At 70.9% G+C, this 14,077-nt stretch carries 12 protein-coding genes and 3 tRNA genes; 6 read left to right on the forward strand and 9 right to left on the reverse strand.

Translation table 11 applies throughout. The features are described from left to right. Nucleotides 1-68 precede the first annotated feature (68 nt). Nucleotides 69-141, reverse strand: a tRNA-Glu gene (locus J1M64_RS01745). A gap of 113 nt (nt 142-254) precedes the next feature. Between J1M64_RS01745 and J1M64_RS01750 the strand changes: the two genes are divergently transcribed. From J1M64_RS01750 to J1M64_RS01760, 3 genes are all read left to right on the forward strand, one after another. After that, entirely contained in the window at nt 255-977 is a 723-nt protein-coding gene (locus tag J1M64_RS01750; protein ID WP_206472337.1) for a TetR family transcriptional regulator, read from the forward strand. Then, nucleotides 974-2,578, forward strand: a complete 1,605-nt coding sequence (locus J1M64_RS01755; RefSeq protein ID WP_206472339.1) for an MDR family MFS transporter — start codon at nt 974-976, stop codon at nt 2,576-2,578. Before J1M64_RS01750 ends, J1M64_RS01755 begins: the two co-directional genes overlap by 4 nt. 120 nt (nt 2,579-2,698) lie before the next feature. Beyond that, nucleotides 2,699-3,649 carry an acyl-CoA thioesterase gene (locus J1M64_RS01760; RefSeq protein ID WP_069390252.1) on the forward strand — a complete coding sequence of 317 codons (951 nt, stop codon included), beginning with the start codon at nt 2,699-2,701 and terminating at the stop codon, nt 3,647-3,649. Between the two features lie 111 nt (nt 3,650-3,760). Here J1M64_RS01760 and J1M64_RS01765 read toward each other — a convergent pair. The 3 genes from J1M64_RS01765 to gltX form a co-directional block, all read right to left on the reverse strand. Then, nucleotides 3,761-3,833: transfer RNA gene (locus tag J1M64_RS01765), tRNA-Glu, on the reverse strand. 53 nt (nt 3,834-3,886) lie between these two features. Continuing rightward, nucleotides 3,887-3,958 (reverse strand) — tRNA-Gln (locus tag J1M64_RS01770). A 106-nt stretch (nt 3,959-4,064) separates the two neighbouring features. Continuing rightward, nucleotides 4,065-5,549 carry a glutamate--tRNA ligase gene (gene gltX, locus J1M64_RS01775; protein WP_119192422.1) on the reverse strand — a complete coding sequence of 495 codons (1,485 nt, stop codon included), beginning with the start codon at nt 5,547-5,549 and terminating at the stop codon, nt 4,065-4,067. 128 nt (nt 5,550-5,677) lie between these two features. Between gltX and J1M64_RS01780 the strand changes: the two genes are divergently transcribed. After that, nucleotides 5,678-6,808, forward strand: coding sequence for an isochorismate synthase MenF (locus J1M64_RS01780; RefSeq protein WP_163375918.1), 1,131 nt, complete (start codon nt 5,678-5,680; stop codon nt 6,806-6,808). A 28-nt stretch (nt 6,809-6,836) separates the two neighbouring features. Here the strand turns inward: J1M64_RS01780 and J1M64_RS01785 are convergent, their stop codons facing one another. The 5 genes from J1M64_RS01785 to serA all read right to left on the reverse strand — a co-directional run bounded on the left by J1M64_RS01785 (nt 6,837) and on the right by serA (nt 12,950). After that, nucleotides 6,837-7,631: a fumarylacetoacetate hydrolase family protein gene (locus J1M64_RS01785; RefSeq protein WP_067718227.1), complete on the reverse strand. Its 795-nt coding sequence runs from the start codon at nt 7,629-7,631 to the stop codon at nt 6,837-6,839. Nucleotides 7,632-7,641: 10 nt separating this feature from the next. Further along, entirely contained in the window at nt 7,642-8,361 is a 720-nt protein-coding gene (locus J1M64_RS01790) for an exonuclease domain-containing protein (protein ID WP_119192420.1), read from the reverse strand. Continuing rightward, nucleotides 8,361-10,223, reverse strand: a complete 1,863-nt coding sequence (locus tag J1M64_RS01795) for a putative nucleotidyltransferase substrate binding domain-containing protein (protein ID WP_206472341.1) — start codon at nt 10,221-10,223, stop codon at nt 8,361-8,363. Before J1M64_RS01795 ends, J1M64_RS01790 begins: the two co-directional genes overlap by 1 nt. A 97-nt stretch (nt 10,224-10,320) precedes the next feature. After that, entirely contained in the window at nt 10,321-11,340 is a 1,020-nt protein-coding gene (locus tag J1M64_RS01800) for a 3-isopropylmalate dehydrogenase (protein WP_206472343.1), read from the reverse strand. Nucleotides 11,341-11,357: 17 nt separating this feature from the next. After that, nucleotides 11,358-12,950 (reverse strand): phosphoglycerate dehydrogenase, encoded by a 1,593-nt coding sequence (gene serA, locus J1M64_RS01805; protein WP_067718235.1) that lies wholly within the window; start codon nt 12,948-12,950, stop codon nt 11,358-11,360. A 149-nt stretch (nt 12,951-13,099) separates the two neighbouring features. On the opposite strand from serA, the gene J1M64_RS01810 reads away from it, so the two are divergent. Both J1M64_RS01810 and J1M64_RS01815 read left to right on the forward strand, forming a co-directional pair. After that, nucleotides 13,100-13,729, forward strand: a complete 630-nt coding sequence (locus tag J1M64_RS01810) for a hypothetical protein (RefSeq protein ID WP_206472345.1) — start codon at nt 13,100-13,102, stop codon at nt 13,727-13,729. Continuing rightward, nucleotides 13,726-14,077: FAD-dependent oxidoreductase (locus J1M64_RS01815; RefSeq protein ID WP_206472347.1), on the forward strand; the 352-nt coding region annotated here is incomplete at its 3' end. The genes J1M64_RS01810 and J1M64_RS01815, both read left to right, overlap by 4 nt.

The following is a 14,077-nucleotide window of genomic DNA, read 5'->3' on the forward strand; positions in this document are numbered from 1 at the left end:
TCCTGCCACGGCCACAAATGCGAGATGTCCCGGCTCGTCGTTGCAGACGAACCGGGACATCTCCCCTGTACCCCCGATGGGATTCGAACCCACGCTACCGCCGTGAGAGGGCGGCGTCCTAGGCCGCTAGACGACGGGGGCTTGGCGCTCGACCACTATATCCGGATGGTGGACGACGAACCAAATCGCGACATCGCCCCCGTACACCGGGTGTAAAGATGCACTCGGTGAAGTAAGCGGCTATCGTGACCGGCATGTCCTCTCCCCCCGACCCCGACTCACTGCGCGACCGGAAGCGTCGCGCGACCATGGTGGCCATAGAGAACGCGGCGACCTCCCTGGTGCTCGAGTACGGCTTCGACGCGGTGACGGTCGACCAGATCTGCGCCGCCGCCGAGATCTCCAAGCGGACGTTCTTCAACTACGTGCCCTCCAAGGAGGCCGCCGTCATCGGCGCCACGCCCGAGGACGTCACCGAGGCCGACCGCGCCGCCTTCCTCGACCGCGGCGAGGAGGGCGTTCTCGACGCGCTACTCCGTCTCTACCTCGCCGCCTTCGCGGCGACCCGCACCGCCGACAGGGACCAGACCGCCACGCTGGCCCAGCGCCGCCGGGCCATCTTCCGCGCCGAGCCCGAGCTGGCGGCCGCGCGGATGACCGCCTCGTCGCGCTTCCAACTCCGCCTGACCGACCTGGTGATCGTGCACCTCGACCGGCACCCGTCGCTGCGTCGGCTGGCCGGGGTGGCGGTCGAGGCCGAGGCCCGGGCCTGCGTGGCCCTGGTCGCGGCATCGGCGAACCTCGGGCTGTCCGCGTGGCTCGCCCGCGACTCCGCCACCTTCGAGGACCTCGACGGTGACTGCGCCACCGCGTTGCGGCAACTCGCCCTGCTCGCGGGAGCACCCGACACCACCGCACCCGACACCACGGCGCCCACCGCACCCTCCGCCTCACATCCCGCCGGGAGTCCCGCATGAGCGACACCGATATCCGCACTACCGCGCCCTCCCCCGGCGCCGATCCGGGAACCACGACCTCCGCGGCTCCGGCGCCGGTGACCCACAACGTGCCGCTGGTGTTCACCTCCCTGCTGCTCGGGATGCTCATCGTCTCCCTGGGCCAGATGATCTTCGCCACGGCACTGCCGACCATCGTGGCCGACCTCGGTGGGGTCGACCGGATGAGCTGGGTCATCACCGTCTACCTGCTCACCATGACGATCGGCCTGCCGGTCTACGGCAAACTCGGCGACCAGATCGGCCGCAAGCCGCTCTTCGTGACCGCGATCCTCCTGTTCTCGGCGGGCTCTCTTCTGGGCGCGGTCGCGTGGGACATCGACCTGCTCATCGTGGCCCGCGCGATCCAGGGCCTCGGTGGCGGTGGTCTCATGGTGCTCTCCCAGGCGATCGTCGCCGACGTCGTCCCCGCCCGGCAGCGCGGCCGGTACATGGGCGTGCTGGGCGCCGTCTTCGGACTGTCCTCCGTTCTGGGCCCCCTGCTCGGCGGGTTCTTCACCGAGGGCCCCGGCTGGCGCTGGGCCCTGTGGTTCAACCTCCCCGTGTGCCTGGTCGCCCTCGTCGTGGCCGTGGTCTGGCTCCGCCTGCCGAATCGTGGCGCCGGTCGACGAACCGACTGGCCCGGCACGGTCCTCATGGCCACCGGCACCACCGCTCTGATCCTCATCTCCTCCTGGGGCGGTAACCGGTACGACTGGACGGACCCGATGATCCTCGGCATGGGCGCCCTGTTCGTCGTGTGCGCGGTCGCGTTCGTCCTGGTCGAGTTGCGCTCGGAACACCCGCTGATCCCCATGACGCTGTTCGCCGAGCGGAACTTCTCGCTCTCGACCGGCGCCGGGCTCCTGGTCGGTGTCGCGATGTTCGGCTGCATGGCGTACCTGCCCACCTACATCCAGATGGTCCACGGGCTCGGCCCCACCGCCGCCGGACTGATGATGACGCCGATGATGGCCGGCATGATGGGCACGTCCATCATCGTGGGCAACATCGTCAGCCGGACCGGCCGTTACAAGTGGTACCCGGTGGTCGGCACCGTGATCATGGCCGCGGGCCTGTGGCTCATCGGTTCGCTGGAGGCCGGAGACACCCTGGTGCACCTGGGCGTGGTGCTGTTCGTGTTCGGCTTCGGTCTCGGATTGTGCATGCAACTGCTCGTGCTGATCGTGCAGAACACCTTCCCGATCACGATGGTCGGCACCGCCACGGCGTCCAACAACTTCTTCCGCCAGATCGGCGGCACCATGGGTTCGGCGATCGTGGGTTCGCTGTTCGTCAGCCGGCTCGCCGATCTCATGGGCGAGCGGGTCCCCGCCGCGGCCGCGGAACTCGGTCCCGAGGGCGCCGCGGTGGCCGAGACCTTCTCGAACGGTTCGGGTGCGGCCAACTCCATGAGCCCGGAGATCCTGGCCGCGTTGCCCGGGCCCCTGCACGACGCGATCGTCAGCTCCTACAACGACGCGTTGGTGCCGATCTACCACGTCGTGGTGCCGCTCATCCTGGTCGCCACGGTGCTGCTGCTGTTCGTGCGCGAGGACACCCTCAAAGAGACGGTGGACTGATTCTCCTCCCACGCCCCCGCGTCCCGGCTCACCGTTCGTCGGCGCGGGGGTGAGGAGTCCGTCACGGAATCCGTACGCGCGGCAACCGTCCCGTCACGCGCCGTCACTAGCGTGCGGAGCGTGACCACACCTCGTCAGACCGTCCTGCGGTTCCTCGCTGCGCCCACCGATGTCGGCACGGGCACGCAGGTGCACACCGGCCGCATCCTCGAGTGGATCGACAAGGCCGCCTACGCCCTGGCGGCGGGGTGGTCCGGCGGATACGCCGTCACCGCCTATGTCGGGAACATCCGCTTCTCCCGCCCGGTCGTCTCCGGCGAACTCATCGAGGTCTCGGCCCGACTCGTCCACACGGGTTCGACGTCGATGCACATCCAGTGCGACGTCCGGGCCTGCGATCCCGTGACGCTCGACTACCGGCACTGCGCCGAGTGCCTCGTGGTCTTCATCGCCGTCCGCGACGGCGCGCCCACCCCCGTACCTCCCTGGACGCCCGCGTCCCGCCTGGAGGTCCACGAGTCCGACGAGGCTGTCATGCGCATCGGGCTGCGCAAGGACATCGAACGGGCGATGGCGGAGCAGACCTATTCCGCCGCGGGCACAGCGCCTCGTTCGACCCTGCGGTTCCTCGCGGCACCCGGGGACGTCAACTGGGGCGGCAACGCGCACGGCGGGCGCATCATGTCCTGGATCGACGACGCGGCGAACCTCTGCGCCACCCGGTGGTCGGGTACCCCCTGCACCTCGGTGTACGCCGGCGGTGTCCGGTTCTACCACCCGGTGAAGATCGGCCACGTCGTGGAGGTGGAGGCCCGTCTGCTGCACACGGGTCACGAGACCATGCACGTCTCGGTCCATGTGAGCTCCGGAGAGGCCACCTCTCCGGAGAGGACGCTCACCACCCACTGCCTGACCGTCTGTGCGGCACTCGGGCCGGACGGTAGACCCACCCCGGTGCCCCGGTGGGCCCCGGTGTCCGCCGAGGACCACGCACTGGACGAGCACGCCCGCCATCTCATCCGCCTCCGGGGGCGGGGCAGGGTGACCGGGCCGGTCCGGGCCCCGGCCTGAACGGCGACGCGAATGCGGGGGCCGACGGCCGACCGCGACCCCTGAAATCCGCCCCCGTCCCCCGCAACGAGGAAGGCGCCCGGAGCGTTGTGCTCCGGGCGCCTTCTGCTGTACCCCCGATGGGATTCGAACCCACGCTACCGCCGTGAGAGGGCGGCGTCCTAGGCCGCTAGACGACGGGGGCTAGGACACGGATCCGCGTGGGATCCGCTGTAGCGAGCGCTGCGACGCGCTCAGCTGGCCTACCAGGACTCGAACCTAGAACGACGGTACCAGAAACCGCTGTGTTGCCAATTACACCATAGGCCACTGCATTCACTTTTCCGCCCCTCGCGGGGCGCCTCGAAGAGACTATCAAACCACCGAGGGTGAATAGCAAATCGCCTGGTCAATCCGTCTGTTTCCGGACCCCGAGCTAGTCGGCGACGGGCGCGGACCTAAGCCGCGACAGTGTGGCCTGCCGACCGAGCAGCTCCAACGACTCGAACAGCGGCGGCGAGATGTGCGATCCCGTGACCGCCACCCGCACGGGCCCGTAGGCCTTGCGCGGCTTGATGCCCAGGTCCTCCACCAGCGCGCCGGACAGTGCGGCCTCGATGGCCGGGGTCGTCCACTCCTCGACTGCTTCCAGCGCCGCGATCGCCGCGTCCACGACCTCTCGGGACTCCGCTTTGAGGTTCTTGGCCGCAGACTGGGCGTCGACGGTGAACCCGGCCTCGTCCACGAGGAGGAACCGGATGAGCTTCCACGCATCCGACAGGACGACGATGCGGGTCTGGAGGAGATCTGCCACGATCGCCCACCGCTGGGCGTCGAAACTCTCCGGCAGGGTCACTCCGTCCTCGTCGGGGTGCGCGACGAGGTACTCGCGCAGGCGGCGGGCGAACTCCTCGGCCGGCAGCTGCCGGATGTGCTCGGCGTTGATCGCGTCGGCCTTCTTCTGGTCGAAGCGGGCCGGGTTGGCGTTCACCTGGCGCACGTCGAACGCCTCGACCATCTCCTGCAGGGAGAACACGTCGCGGTCATCCGACAGCCCCCACCCGAGCAGGGCCAGGTAGTTGAGCAACCCCTCCGGCAACATCCCGCGGTCGCGGTGGAGGAACAGATCCGACTCGGGGTCACGCTTGGACAGCTTCTTGTTGCCGTCGCCCATGACGAACGGCAGGTGCCCGAACGCGGGGACGTCATCCGCCACCCCGATCCGCATCAGGGCACGGTAGAGGGCGATCTGTCGGGGGGTGGAGCTGAGCAGATCCTCGCCCCGGAGGACGTGGGTGATCTTCATCAGTGCGTCGTCGACCGGATTGACCAACGTGTAGAGCGGGATCCCGTTGGCCCGCGTGAGCGCGAAGTCCGGCACGGTGCCCGCCCTGAACACGGTCTCCCCGCGGACCAGGTCGTCCCAGGCGAGATCCTCGTCCGGCATCCGCAACCGGATCACCGCGCCGCGCCCCTCGTCACGGAACGCCTGCTTCTGGTCCTCCGTGAGGTCGCGATCGAACCCGTCGTACCCGAGTTTGGGGTCCCGCCCGGCGGCCCGGTGGCGGGCCTCGACCTCCTCGGGGGTGGAGAACGACTCGTACGCCTCCCCCGCCTCGACCAGCCTGCGCACCACGTCCAGGTGCAGATCGCGCCGCTCGGACTGGCGGTACGGCGCGTACGGGCCACCCACCTCGGGGCCCTCGTCCCAGTCGAGGCCCAGCCACCGGAGGGCGTCGAGGAGCGACTGGTACGACTCCTCCGAATCCCGGGCGGCGTCGGTGTCCTCGATGCGGAAGACAAACGTGCCACCCGTGTGCCGGGCGTGGGCCCAGTTGAACAGGGCCGTACGGACGAGACCCACATGGGGTGTGCCGGTGGGGGACGGACAGAAGCGGACGCGGACGTTCGAGGCGGTCATGGAGCCCATCCTAGTGACGGTCCCGGCTCGCACCCCCGGCGAGGACCGGCCTAGGATCGGCGGGTACCCGTGGCCGCCGTCCGAGGAGGCGCGATCCACGCAGGAGTCCGAATCGAGGGAGGCGTGCCGTGGCGTCTGGGCACCAACCCGACGTCGCACGCCCGGTGACCGCCCCGGACTTCCTGCTGTCCCGTCCGACGGGCTCGCTGCGCACCCAGGGTGCCCTGAACTCGTTCACGGATCCGGCGGACGCGGCCCTGGCCCTGCGGTCCGGCGCCAGTGGTCTGATCGTGGGCGCGATCGGTTTCGAGCCCGACGCGCCCGCCGCTCTGGTCGAACCCGACGTGGTGGTCCGCGTCGACGGCCCACTGGAGCCCCCCGCCTACTTCCGCCGGATGCGCACCCGCGCCCACGTCACCCGGGAGATCCCCACGTCCTCGGAGCACCGCGCCAGGGTGTCGACCGCGATCGCGGGGGTGCGCTCCGGCGAGATCGACAAGGTGGTGCTGGCCAGGGCAGTCCGGCTGTCTGCCGATCAGCCCATCGACCCCCACGCGGTGTGCGCCGCACTCATCGACTCCAGCCCGGCGGCGGACGGCTACCTCGTCGACCTCTCCCCCGCCGGCGGGGTCCACGCCGGGCGGGTCCTGGTGGGCTCGAGCCCCGAACTCCTCGTCCGCCGCCGAGGCGATCTGGTGGAATGCCACCCGCTGGCAGGGTCCGCGCCCCGCTCCACCGACCCTGTCGCGGACCAGGCCGCGGGCCGCGCCCTGCGGGCGTCGGGCAAGGACGCCTCGGAGCATGCCTTCGTGGTGGAGTCGCTGGCACGGGCCCTGCAACCACTGTGCACGGATCTGGAGATCCCCGACCGTCCCACCCTCACGTCCACCCGCGAGATGTGGCACCTCGGGACCCGTATCCGGGGCCGTGTCGCCGACCCCCGCACCACCTCTCTGGACCTCGCCCTCGCCGTGCACCCCACGCCGGCGGTGTGCGGGACACCGACGGACGAGGCCCGGAGGCTCATCGCCGCGATAGAAGGGGAACGGGGGTTCTACGCCGGGGCCGTCGGGTGGTCGGACGCCGGCGGAGACGGCGACTGGATGGTCACCATCCGGTGCGCCGAGATCGACGCGGACCGGTCGGGAGCGATCGCCTGGGCCGGCGGCGGCCTGGTCGCGGACTCGCAACCCGACGACGAGGTCGCCGAGACCGGCGCCAAACTCCGCACCATCCTGAGGGCGTTCGGAGCGTCCTAGGGCGATGGTCCGCGCCGGTGGCCCGGACCTACCGGTCGACGACGGGGTTCGTCAGCGAGCCGATGCCCTCGATCTCGACCGTCACACGGTCGCCGGGCAGCATCGGGCCGACCCCTGCCGGGGTACCCGTGAGGATCACATCGCCGGGAAGGAGGGTCATGACCCGGCTGACGTACTCGACGATCTCGCCGACGGTGTGCATGAACTGGGAGGTGTTGCCGTCCTGCCGTACCTCGGACGTGCCGTCGGGGTGGGTGAGGGTGACCCGGACGTCGAGCCCGTTGGGGTCCAGGTCGGTGACGATCCACGGACCCAGCGGGCAGAAGGTGTCGTACCCCTTGCCCCGCGTCCACTGACCGTCCGAGAGCTGCTGGTCGCGGGCGGTGACGTCGTTGGCGCAGGTGTAGCCGAGGATGACCTCGTGGGCCCGCGCGGCGGCGACGTCCCGGCACGGCTGCCCGATCACCACGGCCAGCTCGCCCTCGTGGTCGACCCGCTCCGAACTCGGCGGGTAGGCGATCGATGCCTCGGGGCCGACGACCGACGTGTTGGGCTTGAGGAAGATCAGGGGCTCGGCCGGGGCCTCCGACCCCATCTCCTCGGCGTGGTCGGCGTAGTTCTTACCGACGCACACGATCTTGGAGGCCAGGATCGGGGCGAGCAGACGCACGTCGGCCAGCGGCCATTCGCGGCCGGTGAACTCGGGGGTACCGAAGGGGTGCTCGGAGATCTCGGCACAGGTCAGCGAGGACGGGTCGGACATGTCTCCGCGGACCTCGACGAAGGCGAATCCCTGCGGGTGGGCGATACGGGCGAGACGCATACCCGCGATCCTAGGCGGTCCGCAGGTCCCGCAGCGTTCGCGCCCCACGGTCGCGGAGCTCGGTGACCTGTGCGAGGTACAGCTCGGCGCAGGCGAGGGCGTCGACCAGCGGGTCGTGTGCGCGGTACTGCGGTAACCCGTACCTCTCGCGAGCACCCCAGAGCCGCAGCCTCTCGGGCGACGGGTCGGCGGTGAAGCCCATGTCGACGCCCCCGCCCAGGACCCGCCGGTGCAGTTCCAGGGTGTCGACGGACTCCAGTGGTGGCCGGATGCCGAACGTGCGCCGACACAACGCTCGCAGGAAGTCGACCTCTATCGGGCAGTAGTGCGCGACCAACACCCGCCCGGTCAGAGCCGTGAACACCCGGTCCAGGACGTCCTCGACATCCTCCCCGGTGGCCATCGTGTCGTCCGTGAGTCCGTGCACGGTGGCACTCTGCCCCACCCCGTCGTCGTCGTCCGGACCGTGATCGGGACGCAGCAGCACCGATCCCGCTCCGCCCAGGACGATCCGGTCCCCGTCGACGGGGACGAACCCCACCGCCAGGACCCGGTCGTGCCGGGGATCGAGCCCGGTGGTCTCGACGTCCACCGCGAGGAGGGACAGGTCCTCGAGCGGAGTGGTCGGATCCGGCGGCGGTGTCTCCAGAAATCGCCGCAGTGGCCCGTCGGGGGCCCGGCGGGCGGCACTCCTCCGGCGGCCGGCCGCGGTCAGCCGTGGCAGGACCATCACATCTGCCCGACCCGGTATCGGATCTGCAGCGCGCTCTGCGCTCCCGCGATGATCCGGAACGCCGCCCGGAGCCGATGGCGGTCCTTGGTGCCGAGGGTCGACGGGTCCACGTTGTTGTCGAGGTCCGAGTGCTCCTGGATCTGACGTGCGTGGTGGCGCAAGGCCAGCCCGCGCAGGAACCGGAACGCCTCGGTGAGGTTCTCGGCATCCGAGCGGGCGATCACCCCGGCGGTGGCCGCCGCGTCGAGCCGGCCGAGGGTCGACACCTCGTCCAGTCCCGCGGACAGGGCGTACAGACGCGCGATCTGGACGACGGGTGCGATCCCCCCGGCCTTGAGGTCCAGGGTGTTGCGGTACTCGCCCCGGCGCGCGACGACGAGCCCGCGGAGGAAGCCGAGCGGTGGTTGCCACTCACACGCGATCCGGGCCAGATGCGCCTGGAAGCGCGGACTGCCCTTCGAGCGGACGAGCATCTCGCGCTGGACGCGGGCGGCGAGTCCGCTCTCACCGTGGACGGGACGGAGGTCGAAGAACACCTGACTGTGCAGCACCGCGTCGGCCTCGGGGGCCCCGACCCAGTCCCGTACCGTCCCCTCCCACTCCGCGCAGGTCCGGCGCCACCGGGGGTTGGTCGCCATCACCCCACCGGGGCAGAGCGGGAAGCCCGCCCGGTCGAGTCCCGTGCAGACGCGGTCGGCGAGCTCCGCGAAGTACTCGTCGGAGCCGGGGACCCCGCCTGCCCCGTCGTCGAGGATCAGCGCGTTGTCCTGGTCGCTGGACACCCCGAGCTCACCCCGGGCCTGGGAACCGAGTCCCACCCAGCAGTACGGCACGGGAGGCCGTCCGAGTTCGGCCTCCGCCAGCGCTATCAGGCGCCGCGTCGCCGCGTCGGCGGTGGCGGTGACGACCCGGCCGATATCCCGCGGCGTGGTGCCCCGCCGGACGAACTCGCCGACCAGCGGTAGCAACCGGGCGGACAGTTCCGCCACGGTCTCGGTGTCGGGGGCCCGCGAGATCCGCGCGGCCAGATAGACCGGGTCGGACTGCGCCAGGCGCAGCAGGTCCCCGCTCGTGACCATCCCCGCGGGGGCACCGGCCTCGCACACCGGCAGGTGATGGACGCCGCGTTCGATCTGGAGCAGGGTCGCGTCGAACGCGCGGGTCCGGGCGTCCACCGACACCGGGTCGTGGGTCATGATCGTCGACACCGGCGCCGCGGTGTCGCCACCAACCGCGACCACCTTCGAGCGCAGGTCGCGATCGGTGAAGATGCCGACCACGCGTCCGTCTTCCACCACCAGCAGCGCGGAGACGCGTTCCCGCGACATGATCTGCGCCGCCTCGAGGATGGTGGTCCCGGGCCCCGTGGTGACCGCGTCGCGGGTGAGGAGATCGCCCACCGGTGTGCTCAGGGGGTCTCCCCCGGCCGCGGCGACCCGGGCGGAGGCGAGGTCCTGGCGGATCCGATCGCTCCGCGCACCGAAAAAGTCGCGGATACCGGGGTGGGCGGCCGCGAGCTCGTCGAACACCTCGCGCGGCATCTCGAGCAGCAGGGTGTCCGCGACCGCCTCCATGCGGTACCGCGACGGGCCGGAACCGGTCAGCGTCGAGTAGCCGAAGCAGTCACCCTCGTCGCGCGCGTCGAGCAGGACACCGTCCGGGTCGCACACCTCGACGGCGCCCGTGCGGATGATGTGGAGGGTGTCGTTGGCGTCCCCCGCCTCCAGGATGACGGTCCCCCGCCGGTGGTAGCGCTGACTGAGCCTCGCGGGCAGGCGGTCGAGCACCTCTCCGGGCAGCTCGTCGAAGGGGGCACAGCGCGCGAGGAAATCCCTGACCTCGGCGAGTTCGACGTCCATGCCACCACTGTGGACGCCGACGGCCCGCGGTGTGATCACTTCTCGCGATTCACACCCGCGGGCCGGGGTCCGGACGTGGGGTCAGCGGGGCGGTGGTCTAACCGCTGACGGCCGCGACGATCCGGTCGCCCACCTCGGAGGTGACGATCGGGGCGTCGCCGCGCGAGCCGAGGTCGGCCTCGACGGCCGCCTCCACTCGATCGGCCTCGGCCGTGTGACCGAGGTGGCGCAGCAGCAGTGCCACGGACAGGATGGCGGCGGTGGGGTCGGCCTTGCCCTGTCCGGCGATGTCCGGGGCCGAACCGTGGACGGGCTCGAACATGGACGGGTTGGTCCCGGAGGCGTCGATGTTGCCCGACGCCGCGGTGCCGATGCCTCCGGTGACCGCGGCCGCCAGGTCGGTGATGATGTCGCCGAAGAGGTTGTCGGTGACGATCACGTCGAACCGGGACGGATCGGTGACCATGTAGATGGTGGCGGCGTCGATGTGGCAGTAGTCCACCTCGACCCCGGGGAACTCCGGAGCCACCTCGTCGACGGTGCGCTGCCACAGCCCACCGGCGTTGACGAGGACGTTGGTCTTGTGGACCAGGGTGAGCTTGTTGCGCCGCGACTGCGCACGGGAGAACGCGTCGCGGACCACGCGCTCCACGCCGTACCGGGTGTTGACCGAGGTCTCGGTACCGATCTCGTGCGGTGTCCCCACACGGATCGCACCGCCGTTTCCGGTGTAGAGCCCCTCGGTGCCCTCGCGAACGACGACGAAGTCGATCTCGCCCGGGTCCTTCAGCGGGGTGGCCGACCCGGGGAAGAGCCGGGAGGGCCGCAGGTTGACGTGGTGGTCGAGCGCGAACCGCAGCGGGAGCAGCATGCCCCTCTCGAGCACGCCGGCCGGCACGGAGCGGGGATCACCGATGGCACCCAGCAGGATCGCGTCGTGGCCCTTGAGGCTCTCCACGTCCGCGTCCGTGAGGGTCTCGCCGTTGCGGAGGTACCGGCGCGCGCCGAGGTCGTATTCGGTCTTCTCGACACCGGGGATCAGCGCGTCGAGCACCTTCAGTGCCTCGGCCGTGACCTCGACGCCGATACCGTCGCCGGGGATGACTGCGAGCTTCATGATGTCGTCGTCCCCGCTCAGACCAGGTTGATCTGGGTCGCGGTGGCGTCGAGCTCGGAGACGATCCGGTCGACGGTCGGCTCGGCGACCGTGCGGTCGACCCGCAGGATCAGCGACGCGCCCTCGCCGGAGGCGTCCTGGCTCAGTGCTGCGGCCTGGATGTCGATGCCCTCCCCGCCGAGGATGGAACCCACCTTGCCGAGCACGCCCGGGCGGTCGGAGTAGTGGACGAACAGGTTCTGGCCCTCGGCGCGCAGGTCGAACCCGCGCTCGTTGATCCGGACGATCTTCTGCACCTGGTCCAGGCCGGCCAGCGTGCCGGTGACATCGGCCGACGCGCCGTCCGCGGCCACGGCCGTGACGGTGACGGTGCTGCGGTAGGACTTGGACTCGCTGTGGGTCTCCACCGAGTGGGTGACCCCCCGCTGCTCGGCCATCTGGCCGACGTTGACGAAGGTCGCGGGCTCGTCGGTGATCGCGGAGAACATGCCGCGCAGGGCGGCCAGCCCGAGGACGTCGACCTGCTCGGATGCGAGCTCGCCGGCGACGTCGATCCGGACGGTCGTCGGGATACCCGGGCACAGGTGGCCGGCGACCAGTCCGAGCTTGCGGACAAGGTCGAGCCAGGGTGCGACCTCGTCGCCGACGGGACCACCGGTGACGTTGACGGCGTCGGGGACGAACTCCCCGCGCAGGGCGAGCAGCACACTGCGGGCGACGTCGGTGCCGGCGCGGTCCTGCGCCTCGCTGGTGGAGGCGCCGAGGTGCGGCGTAACGACGGTGTTCTCGAGCTCGAAGAGCGGCGAGTCGGTGCACGGCTCGGTGTCGAACACGTCGAGCGCCGCGGAGCGGACCTTGCCGGACTTCAGGGCGTCGACGAGCGCGTCCTCGACGATCAGACCGCCGCGGGCGGCGTTGACGATCACGACGCCGTCCTTGGCACGGGCCAGCCGCTCGGCGTCGAAGAGACCGGCGGTCTCCTTGGTCTTGGGCAGGTGCATCGTGATGATGTCGGCGCGGGAGACCAGCTCGTCGATGTCGACCAGCTCGATTCCCAGCTGCGCCGCGCGGGCGGCGGGCAGGTAGGGGTCGTAGGCGATGAGGTTGGTCTCGAACGCGGCGAGTCGCTGCGCCACGAGCTGGCCGATGCGGCCCAGGCCCACGACGCCGACGGTCTTGCCGAGCAGTTCGACACCGTTGAAAGAACTGCGCTTCCAGGTGTGCTCGCGCAGGGTGCGGTCCGCGGCCGGGATCTGGCGGCAGGCGGACATGAGCAGCGCGACCGCGTGCTCGGCGGCCGAGTGGATGTTGGAGGTGGGCGCGTTGACCACCATGACGCCGCGCTCGGTGGCGGCGGGGATCTCGACGTTGTCCAGGCCGACGCCCGCGCGGCCGATGATCTTGAGGTTCGGCGCGGCGGCGAGCACCTCGGCGTCGACGGTGGTGGCCGAGCGCACGAGCAGTGCGTCGGCGTCGGCGACCGCCTCGAGGAGCTTGGGGCGATCCGGGCCGTCCACCCAGCGGACCTCCACGGCGTCGCCGAGCGCGTCGACGGTCGACTGGGCGAGCTTGTCGGCGATGAGGACGACGGGCCGTCCGGATGCTGTCACAGTGGGTTCTCCTCGGTGTCATTTCGGGCACGGCCAGTCTAGGGCACCTGTCACCGGCGTCGAGCAGTGGCCGGTACGCGCCCGGACGCCTACCGTGACGGGGGTCGGCGACCCGCCGTGACCACCGCCGCGCGACGAACGGAGCACCGATGCCCCGCACTCCCCGGTCGGCCCAGCCGCCGGTCCGTTTCCCCGATCCCTGGCTGCCGGTGCTGGCACCGGCACGCGGCCCGTCGGCGGTGGCGATGTATCTGCGGGCCCACCTGTACGGCGCCGCGGTGGGCCGGAGCGTCCTGGACCGCTGCATCAGTGCGGTCGATCCGGAGGACCGGGTCCGGTTGGTTCCGCTGCGCGCGGAGTTCGAGGAGGAGATCGACACCGCCTCCCGCTTGTTGGCGGCGTTGTCACCGTTGGGGACCCCGGGTCGTCGTCTGGTGCGGTTGTCGGCCGCGGTCACCCTGACCGCGCTGCCGGTGGGCCCGGTGGTGCGCGATCCGTTGGCCCGGCTCGCCGTCCTGGAGGCGCTGCGCACGCTGGTGGTCGCCAAGCGGTCGATGTGGGAGTTGCTCGCCGCGTCGTGGGTCGCGGACGGCCCGGCGTCCGCTGCCGGGAGATCCGGTGGGGAGCCCGACGACAGCAGCGACGACGACGACAGCGACGACGAGCCCGGCGGTCCCGGCACCGGCCGGCTGCTGCTGGGACTGGCCGACCAGGCCCGGTCACAGGAGGACCTGCTGGAGCGGTTGCGGCGCACCTACGGTCTGGCGGTCTTCGAATGAGCGCGGCGGGGACGGTACGTGCGGACGTCGTCGTGGTGGGCTCCGGCCCCAACGGCCTGGCTGCCGCGCTGTTGTGTGCGCGGGCCGGGCGGCGGGTGGTGGTGCTGGAGGCCCAGGAGACGATCGGCGGCGGGTGCCGGACCCTGCCGATGGGCGATATCGCGACCGGCATCCCGGAGGACGTCGTGAACGGGTTGCTGGTGGATCCGTGCTCGGCCGTGCACCCCATGGCGGCGGCATCCCCGTTCTTCCGTGGGTTCGACCTGCTGGCCCACGGGGTCGAGATGCTCACTCCCCCCGTTCAACTGGCTCACGCACTGCCGGCCCGCGACGCGATCGTCGTTCCCG

This window comes from Dietzia sp. KRD202, from assembly GCF_017168155.1.
Classification (GTDB): domain Bacteria; phylum Actinomycetota; class Actinomycetes; order Mycobacteriales; family Mycobacteriaceae; genus Dietzia; species Dietzia kunjamensis.

Coding starts and splice junctions, on each gene's coding strand:
- J1M64_RS01750 (WP_206472337.1), top strand. CDS start 255: ATGTCCTCTCCCCCCGACCCCGACTCACTGCGCGACCGGAAGCGTCGC.
- J1M64_RS01755 (WP_206472339.1), top strand. CDS start 974: ATGAGCGACACCGATATCCGCACTACCGCGCCCTCCCCCGGCGCCGAT.
- gltX (WP_119192422.1), bottom strand. CDS start 5,549: ATGACCGCCTCGAACGTCCGCGTCCGCTTCTGTCCGTCCCCCACCGGC.
- J1M64_RS01785 (WP_067718227.1), bottom strand. CDS start 7,631: ATGCGTCTCGCCCGTATCGCCCACCCGCAGGGATTCGCCTTCGTCGAG.
- J1M64_RS01790 (WP_119192420.1), bottom strand. CDS start 8,361: ATGGTCCTGCCACGGCTGACCGCGGCCGGCCGCCGGAGGAGTGCCGCC.
- J1M64_RS01795 (WP_206472341.1), bottom strand. CDS start 10,223: ATGGACGTCGAACTCGCCGAGGTCAGGGATTTCCTCGCGCGCTGTGCC.
- J1M64_RS01800 (WP_206472343.1), bottom strand. CDS start 11,340: ATGAAGCTCGCAGTCATCCCCGGCGACGGTATCGGCGTCGAGGTCACG.
- J1M64_RS01810 (WP_206472345.1), top strand. CDS start 13,100: ATGCCCCGCACTCCCCGGTCGGCCCAGCCGCCGGTCCGTTTCCCCGAT.